22 protein-coding genes are annotated in these 22,740 nt (G+C 55.8%); 8 read left to right on the plus strand and 14 right to left on the minus strand.

Features of this window, described 5'->3' with window-relative positions:
• Positions 1-12 precede the first annotated feature (12 nt).
• The 3 genes from mnmE to V7730_RS10715 all read right to left on the minus strand — a co-directional run bounded on the left by mnmE (position 13) and on the right by V7730_RS10715 (position 3,183).
• Positions 13-1,299 carry a tRNA uridine-5-carboxymethylaminomethyl(34) synthesis GTPase MnmE gene (gene mnmE / locus V7730_RS10705; RefSeq protein WP_335747588.1) on the minus strand — a complete coding sequence of 429 codons (1,287 nt, stop codon included), beginning with the start codon at positions 1,297-1,299 and terminating at the stop codon, positions 13-15.
• A 30-nt stretch (positions 1,300-1,329) separates the two neighbouring features.
• A complete protein-coding gene (gene rho / locus V7730_RS10710) occupies positions 1,330-2,601 on the minus strand; it encodes a transcription termination factor Rho (RefSeq protein WP_335747589.1) in 1,272 nt (423 codons plus the stop codon).
• 132 nt (positions 2,602-2,733) lie between these two features.
• Entirely contained in the window at positions 2,734-3,183 is a 450-nt protein-coding gene (locus V7730_RS10715; RefSeq protein WP_335747590.1) for a CopD family protein, read from the minus strand.
• Between the two features lie 405 nt (positions 3,184-3,588).
• Between V7730_RS10715 and V7730_RS10720 the strand changes: the two genes are divergently transcribed.
• The 4 genes from V7730_RS10720 to dnaQ are packed head-to-tail and all read left to right on the plus strand — an operon-like array spanning position 3,589 to position 6,287.
• A complete protein-coding gene (locus tag V7730_RS10720; protein ID WP_335747591.1) occupies positions 3,589-4,188 on the plus strand; it encodes a Maf family protein in 600 nt (199 codons plus the stop codon).
• Positions 4,185-5,021: a shikimate dehydrogenase gene (locus tag V7730_RS10725; RefSeq protein WP_335747592.1), complete on the plus strand. Its 837-nt coding sequence runs from the start codon at positions 4,185-4,187 to the stop codon at positions 5,019-5,021. The genes V7730_RS10720 and V7730_RS10725 overlap by 4 nt, the downstream gene beginning before the upstream one ends.
• Positions 5,021-5,608 carry a dephospho-CoA kinase gene (gene coaE / locus V7730_RS10730; RefSeq protein ID WP_335747593.1) on the plus strand — a complete coding sequence of 196 codons (588 nt, stop codon included), beginning with the start codon at positions 5,021-5,023 and terminating at the stop codon, positions 5,606-5,608. Before V7730_RS10725 ends, coaE begins: the two co-directional genes overlap by 1 nt.
• The gene (gene dnaQ, locus V7730_RS10735; protein WP_335747594.1) at positions 5,601-6,287 is read left to right on the plus strand and encodes a DNA polymerase III subunit epsilon; all 687 of its coding nucleotides are present in this window, start codon (positions 5,601-5,603) and stop codon (positions 6,285-6,287) included. Before coaE ends, dnaQ begins: the two co-directional genes overlap by 8 nt.
• Positions 6,288-6,291: 4 nt before the next feature.
• Here dnaQ and secB read toward each other — a convergent pair whose 3' ends face one another.
• Together secB and V7730_RS10745 are read right to left on the minus strand one after the other, a co-directional pair.
• Positions 6,292-6,774, minus strand: a complete 483-nt coding sequence (gene secB / locus V7730_RS10740) for a protein-export chaperone SecB (RefSeq protein WP_335747595.1) — start codon at positions 6,772-6,774, stop codon at positions 6,292-6,294.
• Between the two features lie 73 nt (positions 6,775-6,847).
• Positions 6,848-7,336, minus strand: coding sequence for an FxsA family protein (locus tag V7730_RS10745; RefSeq protein ID WP_335747596.1), 489 nt, complete (start codon positions 7,334-7,336; stop codon positions 6,848-6,850).
• A 104-nt stretch (positions 7,337-7,440) separates the two neighbouring features.
• Here V7730_RS10745 and V7730_RS10750 point away from each other — a divergent pair, with 104 nt between their 5' ends.
• Genes V7730_RS10750 through V7730_RS10760 form a run of 3 tightly spaced genes read left to right on the plus strand, consistent with a single transcriptional unit; the run spans position 7,441 to position 9,721 of the window.
• Positions 7,441-8,097 (plus strand): Tim44/TimA family putative adaptor protein, encoded by a 657-nt coding sequence (locus V7730_RS10750; protein WP_335747597.1) that lies wholly within the window; start codon positions 7,441-7,443, stop codon positions 8,095-8,097.
• A gap of 53 nt (positions 8,098-8,150) precedes the next feature.
• Complete coding sequence (mltA, locus tag V7730_RS10755) at positions 8,151-9,131, plus strand: murein transglycosylase A (RefSeq protein ID WP_335747598.1); 981 nt, start codon at positions 8,151-8,153, stop codon at positions 9,129-9,131.
• Positions 9,128-9,721 (plus strand): Smr/MutS family protein, encoded by a 594-nt coding sequence (locus V7730_RS10760; protein WP_335747599.1) that lies wholly within the window; start codon positions 9,128-9,130, stop codon positions 9,719-9,721. Before mltA ends, V7730_RS10760 begins: the two co-directional genes overlap by 4 nt.
• Here the strand turns inward: V7730_RS10760 and V7730_RS10765 are convergent.
• From V7730_RS10765 to hslV, 3 genes are read right to left on the minus strand one after another with little or no spacing between them, the layout of a single operon-like run.
• Positions 9,704-10,927: an MFS transporter gene (locus tag V7730_RS10765; protein WP_335747600.1), complete on the minus strand. Its 1,224-nt coding sequence runs from the start codon at positions 10,925-10,927 to the stop codon at positions 9,704-9,706. The two genes, V7730_RS10760 and V7730_RS10765, sit on opposite strands and share 18 nt — an antisense overlap.
• Positions 10,928-10,966: 39 nt before the next feature.
• Positions 10,967-12,274, minus strand: coding sequence for an ATP-dependent protease ATPase subunit HslU (gene hslU, locus V7730_RS10770; RefSeq protein WP_335747601.1), 1,308 nt, complete (start codon positions 12,272-12,274; stop codon positions 10,967-10,969).
• A complete protein-coding gene (gene hslV, locus V7730_RS10775; RefSeq protein WP_335747602.1) occupies positions 12,271-12,828 on the minus strand; it encodes an ATP-dependent protease subunit HslV in 558 nt (185 codons plus the stop codon). The genes hslU and hslV overlap by 4 nt, the downstream gene beginning before the upstream one ends.
• A gap of 96 nt (positions 12,829-12,924) precedes the next feature.
• On the opposite strand from hslV, the gene V7730_RS10780 reads away from it, so the two are divergent.
• Positions 12,925-13,830 carry a hypothetical protein gene (locus tag V7730_RS10780; protein ID WP_335747603.1) on the plus strand — a complete coding sequence of 302 codons (906 nt, stop codon included), beginning with the start codon at positions 12,925-12,927 and terminating at the stop codon, positions 13,828-13,830.
• A 59-nt stretch (positions 13,831-13,889) separates the two neighbouring features.
• Here V7730_RS10780 and trxA read toward each other — a convergent pair whose 3' ends face one another.
• The 6 genes from trxA to tsaE are packed head-to-tail and all read right to left on the minus strand — an operon-like array spanning position 13,890 to position 22,731.
• Complete coding sequence (gene trxA / locus V7730_RS10785) at positions 13,890-14,210, minus strand: thioredoxin (protein ID WP_335747604.1); 321 nt, start codon at positions 14,208-14,210, stop codon at positions 13,890-13,892.
• A 33-nt stretch (positions 14,211-14,243) separates the two neighbouring features.
• The gene (gene addA / locus V7730_RS10790; RefSeq protein WP_443070206.1) at positions 14,244-17,630 is read right to left on the minus strand and encodes a double-strand break repair helicase AddA; all 3,387 of its coding nucleotides are present in this window, start codon (positions 17,628-17,630) and stop codon (positions 14,244-14,246) included.
• A complete protein-coding gene (gene addB, locus V7730_RS10795) occupies positions 17,627-20,578 on the minus strand; it encodes a double-strand break repair protein AddB (protein ID WP_335747605.1) in 2,952 nt (983 codons plus the stop codon). The genes addA and addB overlap by 4 nt, the downstream gene beginning before the upstream one ends.
• Positions 20,571-21,260, minus strand: a complete 690-nt coding sequence (locus V7730_RS10800) for a nucleotidyltransferase family protein (RefSeq protein ID WP_443070207.1) — start codon at positions 21,258-21,260, stop codon at positions 20,571-20,573. The genes addB and V7730_RS10800 overlap by 8 nt, the downstream gene beginning before the upstream one ends.
• Positions 21,248-22,258 (minus strand): aminoglycoside phosphotransferase family protein, encoded by a 1,011-nt coding sequence (locus tag V7730_RS10805; RefSeq protein WP_335747607.1) that lies wholly within the window; start codon positions 22,256-22,258, stop codon positions 21,248-21,250. The genes V7730_RS10800 and V7730_RS10805 overlap by 13 nt, the downstream gene beginning before the upstream one ends.
• Complete coding sequence (gene tsaE, locus V7730_RS10810; protein ID WP_335747608.1) at positions 22,255-22,731, minus strand: tRNA (adenosine(37)-N6)-threonylcarbamoyltransferase complex ATPase subunit type 1 TsaE; 477 nt, start codon at positions 22,729-22,731, stop codon at positions 22,255-22,257. Before tsaE ends, V7730_RS10805 begins: the two co-directional genes overlap by 4 nt.
• Positions 22,732-22,740: the final 9 nt, after the last annotated feature.

Genomic DNA, 22,740 nt, shown 5'->3' on the forward strand with positions numbered 1-22,740 from the left:
GTGAAACAATCCTCATTTACCAAGACAAAAACTTGCGAATATCTCATCTAGCAGATTCTCTGCATCAATGCGACCTACCAGTGCTTCGAGCGCGTTGATTCCAAGGCGGAGTTCCGCCGCCGCAATATCGTACTGATCAGGTCCAGCATCAAGAATTCTCTGGGCCGCCTGTAACCCCCCTCTCGCCGTTTGCATTGCTATGGCGTGGCGAGCGTGTGTTGCCAACCCAGCCCCCGACGCCATCGTGACCAACAGTTCTTCAATTTTCTTAAGAAGTTGATTAATCCCCGCACCAGTCTTGCCTGAAACAGATGGGAAAGAATCACCGGTGAGATCAGCCTTTGAGATCAGGATAATATCGCCGTCCACCGGAACGAATGGCGGTGTATCACCTTGATCTAATAGAAATACGCGTAAATCTGCATCGGCTGCTCGCTTCAGAGCGAGCTCTACCCCGAGTGCCTCAATCTCATCTACGCTTTCCCGAATACCTGCTGTATCGAGAAAAGTTACTGGCAAGCCACCTAAATCCATTCGCACTTCGATGACGTCGCGGGTAGTTCCGGCCATATTAGATGTAATCGCAGCCTCTCGACCGGCCAATCTATTCAACAGCGTAGACTTACCCACGTTTGGTGCACCAACAATTGCGACTTCAAAGCCCGTTCTAATCCTTTCGGCAGCTTTTGTACCTTCAATCTCAAGCTTCAAGGCTTCATCGACGCCTATCAGTAGGTCACGAACCTCATCACTGACATCAACAGGCACATCTTCATCCGCGAAATCTATCGTCGCTTCAAGAAGAGCGGCTGCTCGGATCAGCGCGCTACGCCATGCCTCAATTTTTGATCCTAATGCTCCTGATAAGACGCGAAGGGCCTGCTTTCGCTGCGCCTCGGTCTCGGCCTCAATCAGATCACCAAGCCCCTCAACCTGCACCAGATCAAGGCGACCGTTCTCAAGCGCTCGGCGCGTAAACTCACCTGGTTCAGCAAGACGGACATTATCGAAAGATCCTAGTTCAGCAATTACTCGCCGCATAATCGCGATACTGCCGTGTAGGTGTAGTTCTACTACATCTTCACCAGTAAAGCTGTGCGGTGCCTCAAAAGACAGGACTAAGGCCTGATCTATGAAACCACCCTCACTGTCCTTGACCATTCTAAGTGCGGTCGCACGGTGGGTAGGTAGCGAACCCACCATTTTTACACCGACTTCATGCGCCAACGGGCCAGAAATCCGCACAACGGACACACCGGAACGGCCCATCGCTGTTGCCTGGGCAAAAATAGTATCCATAGACCTAAGCCTTTGAATTTATGTGAAGTTTTAAGTATTCATCGAGTCGAAGAAGTCAGAATTTGTCTTGGTCTGCTTCAATTTTGAGATCAGGAATTCAATCGCATCCGTCGTACCCATCGGATTAAGGATACGGCGCAGAACGAACGTCTTCTGGAGGTCGATCTTATCAACCAACAGTTCCTCTTTCCGCGTACCGGATTTCAGGATGTCGATTGCAGGGTATACCCGCTTGTCAGCGATCTTACGATCCAGAACAATCTCGGAGTTACCTGTCCCTTTGAATTCTTCGAAGATGACTTCGTCCATGCGGCTACCGGTATCAATCAGCGCTGTTGCGATGATCGTGAGTGAGCCACCTTCTTCGATGTTACGTGCCGCACCAAAGAAGCGCTTAGGGCGCTGCAGGGCGTTCGCATCCACACCACCTGTAAGAACCTTACCAGAGGACGGCACAACCGTGTTAAACGCACGACCAAGGCGCGTCACGGAGTCGAGCAAAATCACAACGTCGCGCTTATGCTCAACCAGACGTTTCGCTTTTTCGATGACCATTTCAGACACAGCGACGTGACGCGTTGCTGGTTCATCAAAGGTGGATGACACAACCTCGCCCTTCACGGACCGCTGCATGTCAGTAACTTCTTCGGGGCGTTCATCGATAAGCAGAACAATCAGATAGCACTCTGGGTGATTCTTTTCGATCGAATTGGCAATGTTCTGCAGCAGAACAGTCTTACCAGTCCGCGGAGGCGCCACGATCAAGCAACGCTGACCTTTACCGATCGGAGAGACCAAATCAATGATACGCGCAGATCGGTCTTTGACTGTTGGATCTTCGACTTCCATCTTGAGGCGCTCGTTTGGATAGAGCGGCGTCAGGTTTTCAAATGCAACTTTGTGACGCGCCTTCTCAGGGTCTTCAAAGTTGATCGTTGTTACCTCGGTCATCGCAAAATAACGTTCAGTGTCGTCAGGAGCCTTAATAAGCCCGTCGATCGTATCACCCGTCCGAAGGGAGTGCTGGCGGATCATGTCAGGCGAAACATAGATGTCATCCGGACCGGGCAGATAATTTGCCTCGGGTGAACGCAAGAAGCCAAAGCCGTCCTGCAGAACTTCCAGCACACCATCGCCAGAGATTTCCCAACCTTCATCCGCACGTTCGCGCAGAATTTGGAACATCATCTCGCCCTTGCGCATCGTGGAAGCGTTTTCAATCTCCAGCTCTTCGGCCATATCGATCAGGCTTTTTGGGGATTTCGCCTTCAGGTCGGCAAGATTGAGAGTTTCAACAGTCATGGAGATATCCTTGGCCTCACGCAGATGCGCCAGCTGGCCTATCTTGGAAAAATAATCGGGTTATGCGTTCCCCGAATGGGGCGCTGGATGCTCTTAGCCTGCTAAAGGCTGTTCTGTCAATCAATGATGGGTCTAGAACTTAACCATCACGGAAAAGACAATCAGAATCATCAGCAGGGTCGGCACTTCGTTCATTAGGCGGTATTGTTTTCCGGTCACGGTATTTTCACCACGCTGGAAGCCCATCATGCGCCGCATCAGCCAAATGTGGAAGACGGTCATCGCAATGACGGACGCCCCTTTAAGCCAAGGCCAGACAAGGTCCCAATTCACGATCCCGGGCGTCATCACCAACAACAGGCCGAAAATCCATGTGGCCATCATCGCCGGGTTCATGATTACTTTGGCGAGCTTGAATTCCATCATGGCAAAGATTTTGTGCGTCTCCCCGCTAAGGCCCACTTGTTCGGTGTGATGGACCATGAGGCGGGGCAGATAGAACAGCGCTGCCATCCATGAAATCACAGAAATGATGTGAAGCCCTTTGATCCAAGGATAGGCCGCGATCAGGATATTATTCATCTTTATCTCTCCATGCTTGGCCTACTCTTTATAATAATAGAGATAGAAAGAAAGATTGTTGATTTAAGTAGGGAAGCCAAAATCTGTGGATCAAATACTTATCCTCAGTTTCATACACGGGCTGAGACTTGGGTGAAAAAAATGTTAATAAGGTATGAAATTATAAATTTTATTTTATAATTCAAATGATTAAGACTGACTACATGGCCAGTAGACTGTGGAAAACTCTGTGAGCATCACCGCTATAACTCAAGTTACCGAAACATTAACTTGTTCTTTTCCACCGTGGGTGAAATGCGGTCAAACCGGATGAGAGGTGTGGCTTATCCCCCTCTTGAACCCAAGCCGCGAATTGCGGACAAGTTATACTTAAGAATATCTTAAGATTATGCATGAGTTATCCACATGACTATACAGATCATCCTTGCGTCAGGTTCTGCGATCCGTAGCCAAATGCTACGCCAAGCGGCAGTTCCGCATGAGGTGCAGGTTGCACGTGTCGACGAAGAGATGATCAAATCATCCCTTATCGCTGAAGGTGCCCCGCCCCGCGATATAGCTGACGCGCTTGCTGAACTCAAAGCGTCAAAGGTCAGTGATAAGAACCCCGGCGCGCTGGTGATCGGCTGCGATCAAGTTCTGGATCACAAAGGTGTGCTGCTTAACAAACCCGAAACTTCTGATGATGCTCTTGCTCAACTGAAAAGCCTGCGGGGCGAGCGTCATACGCTTTTGTCTGCTGCCGTGATCTATGAAAACAGCAAGCCTCTGTGGCGTCATATAGGCCAAGTTCGTTTGCGGATGCGCGATGCAAGCGATGGATATCTGGAAGATTACGTCGACCGTAACTGGGAGAGCATCCGCCACGCAGTTGGCGCTTATAAGCTTGAAGAAGAAGGCGTGCGACTATTCTCGCACATTGAGGGCGATTACTTTAATGTCCTTGGCATGCCCTTGCTCGAAATCCTCAACTATCTTGCCCTTCGCGGAGACATCGCCCAATGACCGAACTGCCCCGCATCCCATTGGCCGGTGTCATCGGCTCGTCAATCGCGCATTCGAAATCTCCGCAGCTTCACCACCACTGGCTCAAGATTTATGGCATTCCTGGACACTATATCCCGATGGATGTGTCTTCGGACAATCTGGAAACTGTGCTCCGAACGTTGCCGAAGATGGGCTTTGTCGGTGTGAATATTACAATTCCGCATAAAGAAAAGGTGATGGAGATCGCTGATCTGATCACAGACCGAGCGACGCTGATCGGTGCTGCCAATACCCTGATATTCCGCAAAGACGGAAAAATTCACGCAGATAATACAGATGGTTATGGTTTTATCGAAAATCTGAAGGCGGGCGCCTCACAGTGGGATCCGCGCTCTGGCCCTGCTGCTATTCTGGGTGCTGGTGGTGCTTCCCGTGCGGTTATTGCGTCGCTTCTGGATGCCGGCGTGCCTGAGATTTTGCTCTCCAACCGCACAAGAGTACGCGCAGATAAGATTCAACAGGATTTTGGCAATCGTGTGCATGTTTATGACTGGGTTCAGGCTGGTAACATGGTTGATGACGCCGCTTTGCTAGTCAACACCACGTCGTTGGGCATGATCGGCAAGGGAGAGTTGCGCGTCCCGTTGGATGGTTTGCGCCCCCAGACTGTTGTGACGGATCTGGTCTATGCCCCGCTTAAAACCAAGATGTTGGAAGCTGCCGAGGAATATGGATGTGTGACGGTCGATGGCCTTGGCATGTTGCTGCATCAGGCCGTACCGGCCTTTGAGCGGTGGTTTGGACGCCGACCCGATGTGGACCACGCCACCCGTGCAGCGGCGTTACGCTGATGTTTTTGCTTGGTCTTACAGGGTCTATCGGAATGGGGAAATCTACCACGGCGCAGATGTTTGCCGATCAAGGGTGCGCAGTTTGGGATGCAGATGCTGCGGTACACCGGCTCTATTCTAAAGGCGGGGCCGCTGTTGCACCCTTTGCCGCAGCCTTCCCTGAAGCAGTTATAGACGGTGCAGTATCGCGCCCTGCCCTAAAAGAAATCATCGGCCACGATCTGTCTACGCTCAAACAGATTGAGTCGATCGTGCATCCGCTGGTTGGACAGGACCGCGCGATATTTCTGTCGCAAACGCAGGCGGATATTGTCGTCTTGGATATCCCACTACTGTTCGAGACAGGCGGAGACGCCCGTTTGGATGCAACCGCCTGTGTGGTGACGGATGAGGCCACTCAAGAGGCTCGCGTCATGGCGCGCGGCGCCATGACGCGTGAGCAGTTCCTGTCCATAAAGGCCAAACAAATGCCCGCAGCCGAGAAATGCGCCCGTGCCACCTATGTGATCGAGACCGATACCCTTGAACACGCAGCGACACAGGTGCAAGACATCGTGAAAGAAATCTGGAGCCAACTTCATGCGTGAGATCGTCCTAGATACGGAAACCACAGGTTTTGACCCGCATACCGGCGACCGTATCGTTGAGATTGGCGCGGTCGAATTGATGAGGCATGTCGCCACTGGCAACACCTATCACCAGTATATCAATCCCGAACGCGGTATGCCGCACGAGGCATTCGAAGTGCACGGTTTGGGCGATGATTTTCTGCGCGACAAGCCGAAGTTTGCGCATATTGGCCAAGCGTTTGTGGATTTCATCGGTGATAGCAAGCTGATCATTCACAACGCGGCTTTTGATATCAAATTCCTGAACTTCGAGCTGTCAAAAATGAGCTTGCGTCAGATTCCGTGGGAACAAGCGATCGATACGCTCGCCATCGCGCGAAAAAAATTCCCCGGCTCGCCGTCTTCGCTGGACGCGCTCTGCCGACGCTTTGGTATCGATAACTCGTCACGTACATTGCACGGCGCTCTGCTCGACAGTGAAATTCTGGCCGAAGTCTATCTGGAGCTGATCGGGGGCAAACAGCCTGACTTCGGCCTTTCCACCCGTGTGGAGCCGAAAGACGGCGAGAACCAAAATGAGTGGACACCGCGTTCGCGCCCTACCCCACTGCCACCAAGGCTTACTGAAAAAGAAAACGCCGCCCACGCTGAGTTTGTCAGCAAGTTGGGCGGCGATGTGCTTTGGTTGAAAACCTAAGCTTTTAGGCGTCTGCTTTCACATCTTCGGTAGCCTGACGGCGCGCGATTTCATTGCGGTATAGGGCCACAAAATCGATATTCTCAAGGTTCAGCGGCGGGAAGCCGCCGTCGCGTGTCACGTCGCTTACGATGCGGCGCAAGAACGGGAAAATCATGCGTGGGCATTCGATCAGCAGGAACGGGTGCAGCTGGTCTTCCGGCACGTCCTGAATATCAAAGATACCAACATAGTCGATTTCAAGCGCGAACAGCGTGGTATCTGCGCCCTTGGCTTTGGAGGTCACGTTCAGCTTGATTGAAGATTCGTACTGGTTTTCAGCAGACCGCTTCTTCGCATCCAGGTTTACCTGAACTTGCACATCGGGCTGTACGTCGCTTGGTGCGCCCTTTTGTGCCATGATGTTTTCAAAAGACATGTCACGGATGAACTGACCCAGAACACGCAGTTGTGGTGCTTTTGGTGGTTGTGCTTCGGCTTCGGCCATAATCGGCTCTCCTACTTGGAGGTTAAAATCTGATGTGGCACGTTTATCAGGTCAGGTCAGAGCGCTCAATCGCTTAGTGCTTTGTCCAGCCCGAGGAGCTCTTAGGCGCTTCGTCATCGGGCAATTCAATGAATTCACCGTCAATCACATCGCCGCCACCGGTCCGCTCAGGGTGCTGCGGCGGGCGTCCAGCACCGGGTGTGCCAAAGGTCTGCACTTTAACGCGTGCGCGAATGGCTTTGAATGCGGCTTGGCGAACAGCGGGGATCAACAGCGCAAAACCTACCGCGTCGGTGAAAAAACCTGGTGTTAGCAGCAGCGCACCTGAAAACAGGATCATCGCGCCATGGACCAACGGCTCTGTCGGGTCGCGCAGGTCATTGAACGAACTTTGCAACTGAGCCAGTGCCAAACGCCCCTGACTGCGCACCAGATATGTGCCCGCAATAGCGGTCAGAATAACGATCAGCAGCGTCGGCCAAAGCCCGATAAACCCGCCAACCTGTATGAACAAGGCGATTTCAATCACCGGAATGGCGATGAATGCGATTAAAAGCCACATGTATTTGCTTCCTTTCACGGGGGCTACAGTGGACTTGAGCCCCCTTGGCACCTACATAAGGTGCTTAGACGATTATTTCCACGCCTAGTCCCCAAGAGGTCAACATGAATTCACCGCTTATCCAGCTTCTGGTTCTTGCCGCGATTGCGGTTTTTCTCATCTTGAGGCTGAAAAATGTACTGGGCACACGGGAAGGTTTTGAAGAGCCGGCCACGAACGTGCCGCCTGTCCCACGTAAGGGTCCAGCATTCGAAGTTATCGAAGGTGGGCCTGACCTTGATATTACGGACCATTTTGAAGACGGGTCTCCACAGGCGCGCGCTTTGGCGGAGATGAAGCGCATACAGCCATCCTTCAACGTGACCGAGTTTTTGGCAGGTGCCCGCGGCGCTTATGAAATGATTGTCATGGGATTCGAGCGGGGTGAGCTTGACGAAATAAAGCCGTTCCTGACCGATGAAATTTACGAAAGCTTCGTTGATGGCGTGGCTATCCGTGAGGACCAGGGCCTCACGATCGAGGCGAATTTCATCGGCGTTCGCGAGATGTCGCTTGATAATGTGACGCTTGATCCCGAAACAAAAGAAGCTGAAATGACTCTGCGATTTGTGGCCCAGTTGACACAGGCAGTGCGCAATTCGGACGGCGAGATTGTCGAAGGCAGCATCACTGATGCTAAAAAGCAAAAAGACACGTGGGTTTTTGCCCGCATCATGGGCTCGGATGATCCAAATTGGTTCTTGGTTTCTACAGATGGGTAGCATGCGCGATTCGCATCACCGCCATACTCGGGGCCTCGCTGCTGGCGGGGCCTTTGGCGTCTGAGGTAAAATATAGCATCCTGTCCTTTGACCAGTTGGATGGTTGGGCGCAGGATGATCACGCTGCGGCGTTTGAGACGTTTCTGAATACGTGTCAGGATATGAAAGACCCAGATTGGCGATCGATCTGCACTTTTGCTCGCTCTGGCCCTGATCCACGCGAGTTTTTCGAGCTTTTGTTCCGCCCTGTTTTGATCGAAGACGGCCAAGAGGCGCTATTCACCGGATATTTCGAGCCCGAGCTTGACGGATCACTCAGCCCGACACCGCGCTACAGGTATCCAGTGTACAAGATGCCACAAGAGGCACGGCAAAACCGGCCTTGGCTCACCCGTCGCGATATTCTGGAAAGTGGCGTGATGGATGGGCGTGATCTGGTGATCGCCTATGTCGACGATCCGGTTGAGCTGTTCTTTCTGCAAATTCAAGGTTCTGGCCGCATTCGGTTAGGTGACGGCACTGCTGTTCGCGTGGGGTATCGTGGCTCTAACGGGCATAACTACCGTTCTATCGGGAAAGAACTGGTGCGCCGTGGCGTCTATGAACCACATCAGGTGAGCGCGCAGGTCATTAAGAATTGGGTGCGGCGTAATCCTGAGGACGGGCAAGATTTACTATATCATAACCCGTCCTATGTGTTCTTCCGCGAGGTGAGCCAGGTTCCTGCAGACAAGGGTCCCTTAGGGGCTATGAACCGATCGATCACCACTATGCGCACGGTTGCGGTTGATCCAAAATTTATCTCGCTGGGTGCGCCTGTCTGGATTGAAAAAGACGGCGAATCACCGCTGCGGCGATTGATGATCGCGCAGGATACCGGCTCTGCCATCAAGGGCGCCCAGCGCGCTGACGTGTTCTTTGGTACCGGAGACAATGCCGGGCGGCTGGCCGGCACTCTGCGCGATCCGGGCCGCCTGTTAATCCTGATGCCGATCCAGCGCGCCTATGCCCTATTGCCAGAAAGCGCGATATGACCCGCCGCAGGCTGAGCGCAGAAGATCAGGAGCTGTGGGACCGTGTGCGCGCCAATACCGAAAGGATTGAGCGCAGCAATTTAGAAGTGCAGCGGTTTGACCCCGATGTAAGCCTGTCGGCCCCTGCCCCGCGTAACCTACGTAAGGCGAAAGCGGTCATTCTGGGCAAGCCAGGCCCGCCATCTCGTGCGCCTACACATAATCTGGCACCAGCCATTCACGATCAAGTCCGACAGGCCCCTTTGCAGATGGATCAGAAATCCTTTGGCAAACTCAAGCGGGGCAAGTTGCGGCCAGAGGGCAAGATCGATTTGCACGGGATGACGCTGGAGCGTGCGCATCCCATTTTGACTGGCTTCGTGATGAACGCCCACGCGCATGGCAAACGCCTGATCCTTGTTGTCACTGGCAAGGGAAAGCAGCGCGATGAAGGTGGCCCCATCCCCGTGCGCCACGGCGTGTTGAGGCATCAGGTGCCGCAGTGGCTGTCCATACAGCCGATGAAGTCTGTCGTGCTTCAGGTGGCGCAGGCTCATGTGAGTCACGGCGGTGGCGGTGCGTACTACGTGTACTTACGCCGTCACAGGTAGATCGCGCTGGTAGCGCAGGATGCCGAAGCCCGCCATTAACGCGCCGCCAAAGTAGAAAAACGCGATCGGGATCATCTGATCGGGAAAATCTATGCCGAAATCAATCAACGCGCCTGTGATCCCCGGCCCGATGGCCGAGCCGAACACCATCAGCGCCGCCGCCGCCGCTTTGATCGCGCCCAAGTTCCGGGTTCCATAGAACACTGCCCAAAAGGCCGAAGTCGCCGTGCCCTGCATCCCCTGTCCGACACCGAAAATCACCAGACCTACACCCGCCATAAAGATGGTATCGGCATAGGCGAGCACTAGAAAAGAGATGCCAAAGGGCACCATCTGGAACGGCACAATCCATTTCACACCAAAGCGGTCGATCGCCGAACCCGTGATGAAGGTGAAGGTAATGCTTGCCACCATATAGATGGGCATCAAGGCTACATAAGACACAAGGCTCCAACCTTTTACCTCGGTCAGGTGCACCTGTTGGAAGAACAGCGCCGTACCCCATGCCGAAGGGCCAAGAACCAGCGGAATAAGGATATAGAACAACGGGTGGCGCAGCATCTGTCCTCGCGTCCAATGCTGAGCGTCCATGCCAAGGCTTTGTGTGCCGCTTGCCATCGACTGTGGCGTACGCTCTTGCTTCAACAGGATTTGCATCACAGGGATCAATACGACAATGCAGCCCGCCGCCAGCAGCCAAAGGCTTTGCCAATGCCATGTCGCCAGCAGCGCCACAAACATCACAGGCAACATAGCCTGTCCCACCGCAAACCCCATAGAGGAGAGTGATAGCGCACGCCCTCGTGTAGCGATGAACCAGCGTGACATGGCCACCGCGCCCAGTTGGGACAGCATTCCCTGCCCCATCAATCGCAGCGCATAGATTACGAAGATCAGTAGGAACCCTTTCTGCACCATCGCCATGGCCACACAGGCCAGTGCCAGTAATACCATCACCCAAAACGACAAATGCCGCACGCGGAACCGATCCGTCAGCGCGCCGGCCCAGATCATCGTTACAGCCGATAGCGTGGTGCCAATGGTATATATCCCACCCCAACCCCCATCGCTCAGGCCAAAAGCCCCCTTAATCTCACCCGCGAACAGCGAGATGAAATAGGTCTGCCCGAAAGACGATGTGAACGTCAGCAGGAAGCCTGCCAACAGAAACAAACGGTTATCTATGAGGAAGCGTAAATAGCCCATGCGCCATTGATCGCCGGCGCATGGGAGAATGGGAAGACTTTAAAGCACGTAGCGGCTGAGATCGGTGGATTTCACAAGCTCACCCAGATTGGTGTCCACAAATCCGGCATCCACCACGATCTTCTCCCCGCCACGGTCCGGCGCGGTAAAGCTGAGTTCTTCGAACACGCGTTCCATCACGGTATAAAGCCTGCGCGCACCGATGTTTTCAATCGATTGGTTCACGTCCGCTGCGATTTTGGCCAGTGCAGCGATGCCGTCCTCGGTAAAGCTCACCTCGACCTCTTCGGTGCCCATCAGCGCCGTGTATTGCAGCGTCAGCGCATTGTCTGTCTCGGTTAGAATACGGACAAAATCGGCTTCGGTCAGCGCGCGCAATTCCACACGAATGGGCAGGCGGCCCTGAAGTTCGGGCAACAGATCGGACGGCTTGGCGATGTGGAACGCGCCAGAGGCGATGAACAGTATATGGTCAGTCTTAACAGGGCCGTGCTTTGTGCTCACCGTGGTGCCTTCGATCAACGGCAGCAGATCGCGCTGAACGCCTTCACGGCTCACATCACCGCCGCGGGCATCGGCGCGGGTGCAGACCTTGTCGATCTCATCCAGAAACACGATGCCGTTCTGTTCCACCGCTTCGATAGCGGCGCGGGTGACCGTCTCATCGTCCAGCAGCTTGTCTGCTTCCTCACCTAGCAGCACGTCATAGCTTTCTGCCACGCTGAGCCGCTTTTTGCTGGTGCGCCCACCCATCGCCTTACCGAACAGATCGCCGATGTTCATCATGCCCATGCCTCCGCCGGGCTGACCGGGGATTTCCATGGCAGAGAACGGATTGGAGGTATCGGCTACTTCAAGCTCGATCATGGTACCGTCCAGTTGCCCATCATGCAGCTTTTTGCGGAACATGTCGCGTGTGCCTTCGCGGGCGTCCGGTCCAGCGATGGCATCAATCACACGCTCTTCGGCGGCTTTCTGGGCGTTGGCCTTTACGTCCTCGCGCATGTGTTCGCGCGTCATCGCAATTGCGGCGTTTAGCAGATCACGGATGATCTGCTCTACATCGCGGCCAACATAGCCCACTTCGGTAAACTTCGTCGCTTCCACCTTGAGGAATGGCGCGCGCGCCAGCTTGGCCAATCGGCGGCTGATCTCCGTCTTGCCGACGCCGGTGGGCCCGATCATCAGAATGTTCTTGGGATAGACTTCATCGCGCAGATCATCGGCCAGTTGCTTGCGACGCCAGCGGTTGCGCAAGGCCACAGCCACAGCGCGCTTTGCGTCGTTCTGGCCGATGATATAGCGATCAAGTTCCGAGACGATTTCGCGGGGGGTCAGATCAGTCATGTTTTGATTCTCTCCACGGTCAGGTTGCCGTTGGTATAAACGCAAATGTCAGAGGCGATTTTCATCGCGTCGCGAGCCACAGCTTCGGCGTCACGGTCGCTGTCGATCAACCCGCGCGCGGCGGCCAATGCAAAGTTACCGCCAGACCCGATTGCGGCGATGCCATGCTCTGGCTCCAATACGTCGCCGGCACCGGTGATGATCAACAGCTCCGTGCCATCCGTGACAATCAGCATCGCTTCAAGCTTTTGCAGGTATTTGTCTGTGCGCCAGTCTTTGGCTAGCTCGACACTTGCGCGCTGCAATTGACCGGGCGTCGCCTCAAGCTTGGCTTCCAGCCTCTCAAGTAGGGTAAAAGCATCAGCAGTAGACCCGGCAAATCCGACAACCACATCATATCCGCCCGGCGAAAGCCTGCGCACCTTTCGCGCGGTGCCTTTGATCACAGTCTGGCCAAGGCTTACTTGACCGTCCCCTGCAATCACGACTTCGCCGCCCTTTTTCACACCAATTATGGTTGTACCGTGCCAACCTGGAAAATCGCTCTGTGCCATAATGCCTCCGTTTCTTGGGTTCTATATGGCGTGCACATGCCGAGGGAACAAGGGCAGCCCTTGTTGCGGGCGCACGGCGGCGATAGCGTCAGGAGCATGAGTAACCCTGAGACCGTGACATTCTACATGGAGCCTGAGCTGTGCCAGAGTGCGCAGGCGGGTAAGCATAATTTCATCGGAAAACTTGCCGACGTTATGACCCGCGCAGGGATGGATGTGCAGTATGCGCTGTTTGGTCCGCGCGGTGCGCCTGAAGTGCAGGGCTGGTCGATGAGCCATATTAAGACGCCGCCTGACGCGCGTGGATTATGCTTTCGCCGCGCCTATCACTACCCGTTCTGGCAGATCGAAAAAAGCGCCGAGCGCTGGGCGTGGGATGTGGCCCAAGCCCCGTTTATACCCGATCCGGCGGAGGCAACCGAAGCAGCGCGGTTCTATTCATTTTGGAAAATTCGCCTGTTCGGTGATGCTCCACAGCAAGGAACCCGTGATGGCATGGTCTACGTCCCGCTACAGGGCAAGCTGTTGGATCATCGCCCGTTCCAGATTTGCAGCCCGATCGAGATGGTGGAGCACTGTCTGTCCCATACCAGTGGCACCGTCATAGCCACTCTTCATCCGGGTGAGCGGTATGGCAAGGCAGAGGTTGCGGCGCTGACAGCACTTGAGCGCGCGCACAAGCGGCTGACTGTGCAGGCGGGTGGCATGGCGGATCTGCTGGTGCACTGCGACTACGTGGTGACGCAGAATTCCAGCGTGGCGTTCAACGGATATTTTTTCGGCAAACCCGCGCTCTTGTTTCGCAAGGGGGATTTTCATCACATCGCTGTTCAGGCCGAACTGGATGATCTTGCTGCGGGTTTTGAAGCGGTGCGACGCTCAACGCCAAACTATTCGGCCTACATTCACTGGTACTGGCAGAAAAACAGCATCAACGCCGGCAGACCGGAAGCAGAAGAAAAGATCGCACAGCGCCTCAGACGGTTTGGCTGGAAGGTTTAACCCAAGAAAAAAGGCGCCCGATGTGGGGCGCCTTTTCAAATTTATAGTTCGTAGAGGCCTTAGATGGACTCTTCGATCCAGCTTTGCAGTGCTGCCTTCGGGCGCGCGCCTGCCATGTTGGAGACGACTTCGCCGCCTTTGAAGATGAACAAGGCAGGGATGCCGCGCACACCCATTTGGGCAGGAGAGTTTGGGTTTTCGTCAACGTTTACTTTGACGATTTTGACTTTGCCTTCCATCTCGGCAGACAATTCCTCAAGTGACGGGCCGATCTGCTTACAAGGGCCACACCATTCTGCCCAGAAATCCACAACAACGGGGATATCGGAATTTTTTACTTCGGCGTCGAAGGTAGCATCGGTAACTGAAACGGTGGCCATAGAGCTCTCCATTGGTTCGGGGTTGGTAGATAACTAAGAAGGCGCGATGCCGGCGTCAAGGCAACCTGTGCGCGCAAGCGCCGCCATCACCACATCGTCAGGCAGAGACATCAGGCCTCCAGTGTACGTCCAGAGGATCGCTGTTGCGACGTTCTTATCGGGATAAACAGCCTTAAGTGCATGGGAATAGGCCCCCATCTGACGCAGAAATCCTTCGGGGCAGGCGGCAGGCATATCGGGCACAGTCCGGTTGGTTTTGAAATCAATCGCCAATATGTGATCGGGCGTGACGATCAGCCGATCAATAATGCCGTATAGCCGCTCACTGCCCAAATCAGCAGTTATCGGCACTTCGGCAAAGGTCTGTGGCGCGAAAACCTTAGCCAGCGCAGGCGCATTCAGTACTGCAAGAGTTTCGGCCAACGCGGTTTCGGCAAAAACGGGATTGGTATTGCGGAGCAGTTGTCCGGCTGCATCCGCGCGCTGGTCCGGTTCAAGCGGCGAAAGATGCTCCAACAACATATGGACGACCGAGCCATAGGATTTCGCGTCATCTTCATCCATGCCTTCTTCACCACCCAACGCCTTGGCGCCGCCTAATTCCGAGGGTGTAATAACTTCGCGCCGCTTTGGTGGTGCGGGTGGATCTGTGTTGGAAACTGGCTCTAACACAGGTGTTTTAGTGACCTTTGGAGCGACAGATACCATAGGTAACTCATTCCAGCCCGGCTCCTCATGCCGTATGCCGTTTGCAGGGCCGTCCTGAAACGGCACCGCGTTCAGATGGCCAAGCGCCTCTTCAGTCATCTGGTACCAACTGGTGTTTTCCTTTGGTAGATCGCCCGCCGCCGCTACGATCAGCCACTTTTCAGCACGGGTCATCGCCACATACAGCAGCCGCAAGCCTTCTTCGGTTTGCTCTGTTTTCAGCTCGTCAATGCGGGCGGCGATGCCTTTGGTCATGTCAGGCGCGTTTGGTTTCCAGATGGGCACACCGTCGAGCGTGATAATTTCGCTTTTGACGCTGACATCCTTACGACCGGTATCGGGCAGGATCACAATCGGGGCTTCCAAACCTTTGGCTCCATGCACCGTCATCACGCGAATCTGGTCAGACGCGCTGTCGATCTGGCGTTTAATCTCTAGATCGTCGGCCTGCATCCATTCCAGAAAGCCGGTGAGGCTGGGCACTTCGGTCCGCTCATAGGCCAATGCCTGACCCAAAAGCGCATCAATCCCGTCTTCCGCCTCGGTTCCCATGCGCGCCAGCAGATTGTAACGGCCGTGGTGGCGGGTCAGGATGCGTTCGATCAGATCGTAGGGGCGCAAAAAGTCCACCTGACTCCGCAGATCATGCAGCGCCGCTAACGTGTCGGGGTAACGGTCTTCTTGTGTCCGTAGGCTTTGCCACAGGTCGAGCTTTGGCGGCCGACCATTGGCGAGGGTAAATAGTTCCTGTTCGCTCCAGCCGAACAACGGGGAGCGCAGCGCGGTAGCTAACGAAAGCGCATCATCAGGCGTTGAAAGGAACGATAGCAGCACCCCGATGTCCCGCACCGCAAGCTCGGCCCCAACCTTAAGCCTATCAGCACCGGCGATCGGCAGCTTCGCAGCCTTACAAGCGCGGATAATCTCCGAGAAGAGGCCGGTTTTACGCCCCCGCACAAGGATCAAAAAATCTCCGGCGGTGATTCGCCGGCGGATCATGCTGCGGTCATCCGCCTCGTCTGGGATGTAATGCTCTCCCTCTACCAGATGCTTGATCTGCGCGGTGATCTGCTCAGCCAGAATAACGGTGTGATGCTGCGGGCTTTTGCGATCAACGGGATCGGTCCAGTCGGCTTCGTCTTCGTCGCCCTTGTTGGCCTGGACAACGGGCCAAAGGTCAACGCGGCCGGGCAGGGCGTCTTTAAAGGCAAGGTGCGTCATTGGTGCATCCATGCGTGGTTCGGGCAGCGTGTTGAAAGTTTGGTCGACCGCACGCAAAATCGCAGGAGAACTGCGGAACGAATAATCAAGGCTTTGGTTCTGGAAGCTTAGTTGCGCTTCTTCAAGGCTTTGCTGGAAGGTGGCCCGCTTAAGATCGAATTCACGGGGATCGGCGCCCTGAAACGAGTAGATCGACTGCTTCTTATCGCCCACCACAAACAGCGTGCGCGCCGTCTGATCGCCCCGCGCACCCGCACCGGATGCAAACTCATCAGCGAGCTTTTCGATCACATCCCATTGCCGCGGAGAGGTGTCTTGCGCCTCATCCACCAGAATATGATCTATGCCGCCGTCAATGCGGTACAGCACCCAAGCAGCGACTTTGGGATCATTAAGCAGGGCGCGGGCGCGCAAGATGAGATCGTCAAAGTCCAGCCAGCCGCGGCGCTGTTTCTCCGCCTCGTATTGCGCAATAAAGACCTTTGCAAAGCGGTGCAGCGCGCCGGTGCGTGAAACGCTGCGTGCGCGCATTTGCAGATCGTGGCTTTCATATACGCGCTGGGCCAGATCTTCGAACGGGGTGAGCAGGGGGCCAAGATCAGCTTTAGCATCTTTGGTCGGGAAGCTTTTTCGCGGCTCCATCTTCTGGGTTAGCAGTTGCGTCTTGAGCTTTTCTAGATCGGCAAAAGTAGGTTCGTTGAAATCAATCTTTCGCAAACCGTCCGCCAAAACCGGCATGGTCTTGGTCTTCTGTGCGGCGAACACTGCAATCGCATCAGGCATCCAGCGCGCAACAGCTTCGTCCATGATCTCACGTGGGAGCGCACTGAGGTCGAAATCCTCTGGCACATCAAATACCAGTTTAAGATCATCGGGGAGCGTGTCGAACAGCTCCCGCTTGCCTGTAATCGCCTGCGTAAGCGATCCAAAGCTATCGCCAGTGTAATGCGCCGCCAGATCGGCCACTAGATGCGCCTGCGGTCCATCAGCCATCGCATCAAGAATATCAGCGCGCAGAAGTTCCGCGGCACGGTCTTCTATCTCTTTGAACTGGGGGCTGACGCCTGCCTCCAGCGGAAAGCGCCGCAGCAATGAGGCGCAGAATGAGTGGATCGTCTGGATTTTCAAACCACCCGGTGTCTCGATCGCTTGGGCAAATAAGGTACGCGCCTCGCGTAGTTGCTCGGCTGGAATATCCTTGAGCACGCCTAGATCACGCAGGGCGGATTGCAGGGCGTCATCTTCCATCATCGCCCACTCACCCAAGCGCTTGAATAGGCGGTTCTGCATCTCGGAAGCGGCGGCTTTGGTATAGGTCAGACAAAGGATGTGCTGCGGCTCTTCCTTATCGAGCAACAGCCGCGCGACACGGTCGGTTAGCACACGTGTCTTGCCCGATCCCGCATTCGCGCTGAGCCATGTCGAGGTGTTGGGCTGCGCGGCGGTGATCTGAGCGCGGGTTGCATCATTCCAGTCGGGTATGTCGTTCACGTCAGGTCCTCTGGCTGCGCAGCGTCCGAGCTGTTCCACTCTCCAAACCGTGCAAGGTGGTCGAATTCGCCTGCAAAAATCTCTTTTTCCATCACCCTACGGGAAGTGAAGCCCTGAGCGGGATCAAGATAGGCAGCGATCAGTGTGCGCAAGTTCTCTAGGACCACCTGTGGGGGTTCTTCTTCTAGCGGTGCGTCAATCTCGACCGGCTTATTGCCAAGGCCAATGAAGGTGGCGCGGGACACAGGAGCAGCACCAATCTTCTTGAACGCGCCTTCTTCAACCATCGCGGCTTCGATCAGAAGTTGTTTATCGAAGTTTTTTTGCTGTTTGTCGGTCGGAGGGTTGCCTGTCTTATAGTCATAAATCTGGATTTCCCCGCTGAGGTTGCGGTCTATCCGGTCGGCAACCCCGCGCAGGGTAAAGCCAAGATCCGGCAATTCCAGAAGACCGCGCGCGTCATCTTCAAACGCGACAGGTTTTGATTGGGTTAGGCGCGCCTGCTCTCCTTCGATGAACCAGTCGGCAACTCGCGCCAAACGCGCCAACCAAATGGTGCGCGCGGCGGGCCAAGGTACCAGCTCTTCCAGCTGTTGACCGGCGATATCCAGCAGATGCGCGCGTGACAGCAGGGCGGGGTTCTCCATGACAGACTTCACGAAGTCCTCCATCACAGCATGCACGACGATGCCGCGTAGCGGTGCATCGGGCGATTGCACCAACGGATAAAGCGCGCGCAGGCGCAGGCTGTGGCGGGCATAGATGGCATAGGGGTCGCGGATCAGGGTTTTGATCTCGGTCACTGACAGGCTGCGCGGACGTGCGGCCAATGGCGGCCGTGGGGAAGGGCGCGGCGCGGACGGCACAGGTTCAACGGTCTCAAGCGCGCGCGCTTGCCCCAGCCAGTGGTCGCCGCGTGCTATCATGGCTTTCCACGCCTCGACGCCGCCTTGATTTGGCAGACCGCCCATCAGGTTGCCCAAACGGTTCACCCAACGCGAGGGCACGGTTTCGGCATCTTCGGAGCGGATAGAGCGGGTGATCCAAACCTCGCGAGCACTGACCGCCTGCTGATAGTCATGCGCGGCCAGACCCACGCGCCGCTCTGGTAGCAACAGCCCAGCATCATGGCGCATTTTCCGGTTTAACCACGGATCGGGCGGCGGAGTTGCGGGCCAAGTGCCGTCGTTGAGACCGCCAAGAATGACCAGATCAGCGCCCTGTACCCGCGCCTCCAACGTGCCCCAGATCATGATGTCAGGATATGGGGCGTCGCGGTCGCGCACCTCTCCTGCCGCCAAGAGTGCGCCTGCCAGATCAGCGTAGTCGGCAGCATTTAGATCAGTGCCGTGGCCCGCTTCGTCCTCCAGTTCTTGCATGATGCGCCGTGCTTCGATCCCGGCCTTTTGCTGCCAAAGCTCATGCGCTTCGCTTGTTGTCGGCCCAGCGGCTAACGCTTCGGCCAACTGGATGTGAAGTGCGGTCCAATGGCCCAGCGGATGAGTGGCGTAATCAAGATGCCCCATCGTCGCCTTCGCCACCCATTCAGACCAGCGCTGCATGCCCTCATCATCTGGGACAGCCTTTTCGCATAGCGCTATGAACGCTTCAGGTTCTGGATAAGGCAGGCCGTGCCGCCGGATGGCAAGCTCACACCTTTGGGTATAAAGGCGGTGCATGTTGCGGCCATCACCACTGTGGGTTAGCGGGTGTTTGAGCAGCGTCAAAAGCGCCTCGGCATCCAGACGTCGTGACAAAAGCGCGGCAACATGGCGCAAAAACCGGCCTGGAGGCGACAGGTGCAGTGGTGTACCGGCGCTGTCATCGGGCAGTATATTCCAGCGATCCAGTGCGGCGGTCACACGGCGGCCCAGCATCCGGTCCGGTGTAATAAGCGCGGCTGTCTGCCCGTCTTGTGCGGCCTGACGTAACCTCATCGCAATCGCCAACGCTTCGGCGCGGGGTGTCTCGGCCAGCAGCAGGGTCATATCGCGGGTTGCCTCATCGAGGTTTTCAAGCCGAGGACCCTCAATCCGCCAAGCATCAGTGACAGGGGCGGGGCGCAGGGATAGTGATATCAGTTTGTTGCGGTCCTGTGCGTATGGCGTTGCATTCTTATACCAGCACTCGACAGCATTTGGCGTGCTGCCCAAGTTGGACATCAGATGATAGAACCGGAACTGTGGATGGTCTTCCGAGATCATAGGGTCGTCTAGCGTGGCCCAAACCTCTGGCGGCAGGTCAAAGTCAAACCCGGGGAGGACCAGTGCCCCTTGCGGCAGACGCGCCACGGCCTGCATCAACATCATCGTGGTCCCGCGCGAGCCTGTGGAGCCTGCAATGATGATGGGGTGCTGTGGCGGCTTCTCTGCCCAAAGGGTGGCAATGGCCGCAACCCGCGCGCGCTGGCGGGCTTCTTTGTCTGGCATGGCTTCGGTCAGGGAAAGATAGTTCTGCACGATTCCCAGAAATACCTTTGCCCGCTCCCAGTGACCTGATTGATCGGTTACGTCCAGCTCGGCGATTTTGTCGGGCGTCACTCCTTCGCCCTGCATTTCGTCGATCAGCGCAGCAAGGCTGTCGGCGAGATCATATAGCGATGCGCGGGAAGCCAGATCGGGGGACTTTTCTAACAAGGCAGAGATAAGCCCGATCAGTTCCAATCGCCGCCGCAGGGCAGGGACCCCTTCGGGAATAATGACGCTCGGGGCCAAAGTCTCAAGATCAGTGATGAGCCGGATGCGTGGCAGCAACATCGCGCGGCCATCCTCAAAGATGGACCTTAGGCGGCGCGCCATGCGCTGGGTGTTCACGATCAACTCGACACGCGCCAGTGCTTCGGGCGGTTGTCCTTTGAACCGATCTAAGAGGCCAGCGACCAGAAGCTGAGGGAAATCTACGCCGGTTGGTAGGCCAAAGACGCGCGGTGTATCTTGCGGTTTAAACATCTGATGCCATCAGGATTTCGGCAGTTCTCACGCCGCTGGGGTGACCCACATCGCACCACGTTCCTGGATAGATGAGACCATGCAGAGTACCCCCCGCTAGCATGCGATCCCACACCACATTGAGGGAAAAAGCCTGATCCTCAATCTCGGCCAACAGTTCGGTCTTGATGATTTGAACGCCGCCATAAACTACGCCGGCGCCACGTGTCAGTTGCCCGTTCGGAGCCACGGTGAAATCTCCAGTTCCGCTATGTTCCAGCGCCCGCTCAGGCGAGACACCCATCAAGAGTGCGTCCATACGTGTGGGATCCCAAGCATCCAACAATAGCTGCAAGGGGTTTGCACCGCTCCAGATGGCGTCGGTGTTCATGGTGATAACCGGCCCATTGCCCAGCAGCGGCAGCGCATTGCGCAAACCGCCCCCCGTCTCAAGGATAAGCGGGCTTTCGACGATCGTTTGGACGCCAAGCGGGGTGAGATGGTCTAACAACAGTTCAGGCCGGAAGTGTAGGTTCGCGACAATCGCCGACGGTGTGATATCTTGCGCCAACCCAAGGGCGTGATCAATCAGCGGTCTGCCTGCTACCTCAACCATGGGTTTGGGGCGATCAGCAGTCAGATGTTTCATACGCGTGCCAAAGCCCGCCGCGAAAAGCATGACCGGAAAGCTCATGACGCGCATTTCGATCTAAGCAGGTCCAGACGATCTGCGGTCGGCGCGGGCAGGGTCGAGCGGATATGATCGGCTATTGGCGCTAGAGCGGGATGCGCAAGGTTACGCTCGACGAACTCCCAAACGCGGGGGATCAGATCAATGTAGCGTGGCTTGCCCAGATCAATGCAAAGCCGCGCGAATGCGCCGACAATACGCAGGTTTCGCTGCAAGCCAAGGATCGCATAGGCGGCTCTAAAGACATCCTCATCCTGGGGGTTCTGGACCAGATAGCGGTCTATCATCGCCGCCTCGATTGAGGGGGTCACATCGCGCCGCGCGTCTTGCAGGGACGAGACCAGATCATAGGCCGGATGGCCGCGCATTGCGTCCTGAAAATCAAGTAGACCTACGCGTGCGGCTCCCTCACGGCTCGGCAGCCACAGCAGGTTCTCGGCGTGATAATCACGCTGGATCAGGACAGACGGGGCGGCGTCGACGGGGGTCAACAAGTCCGCCATGAGTTGTTCGAATGTTGCTTGCTCCGGGGTGTTGCGAAGCCCGGTCAAGCCAAAGAGATACCAATCGTAAGCGCGCGCAGCGAAATTGGTCATCGTCGCCATGTCGTAGGGCGCCAAGTCAGGCAGGGGGGCGGCATGCAGTACGGTCAGCACATCCACCGATGCTTCATAAAGCGGTAGCTCAAGGCTAGGGTCGCGGGCGATGACCTGCTTGAACAGATCGTCGCCCAAATCCTCAATCAATAGAAACCCGTTTGCGGTGTCTCGCTGGAGTATTTCCGGTGCACTCAGGCCGATGCTGCGCAAATGTTCTGCGATGGCAATGAAGGGGCGCACGTCTTCGCCTTTGTCGGCAGGCGCATCCATCAGAATGACCGTGCCGCCATCAGCGCGGCTGAGCCGCTCATACCGGCGGTTGGAGGCATCGCCAGCCACGGTGATACGCGTGGCATCATCCCAACCCGCGTCATGAACGAACTTAATCAGTAGTGATTCGCGGTTAGTCATGGAATCCAGTCAGTCAATTCAGTCAATTTGAGGTCCCAGCGCGGGTCTGACCATGAGGCGGTCAGGGTGCGGTGGTCTTCAGCATCTGTTGCGGTGAGTGTAATGTCCAGCGCGTCCTGCGGGCGCAGATCGGCCAAGAGATCCGGCCATTCAACCAGGCAGATCGCGTGCTCCATTGCGTTCGTTAGGCCCAGCTCTTCGCATTCGGAGGGATCGTTAAGGCGGTAGAGGTCGGTATGCCAAATTTCGGTTCCGGATGCTGCATCATAGGTCTGGACCAATGTGAACGTGGGGGAGGGAACATCTTCCGGTTGTGGGAGAAGCGATTGGATCAGCGCACGGGCAAAATGGGTTTTGCCTGCCCCGACATCCCCGCTCAGCAGGAGGGTATCACCTGCTGACAGTTTTGCACCCAGTCTGCGCGCAAGGTCGGCAGTTTCATCAGGGGAATGGAGAGAGACGGTGATTTGCATGCCGCCAAA

Origin of the sequence: Sulfitobacter sp. (genome assembly GCF_036961165.1) — a bacterium.
Classification (GTDB): domain Bacteria; phylum Pseudomonadota; class Alphaproteobacteria; order Rhodobacterales; family Rhodobacteraceae; genus Sulfitobacter.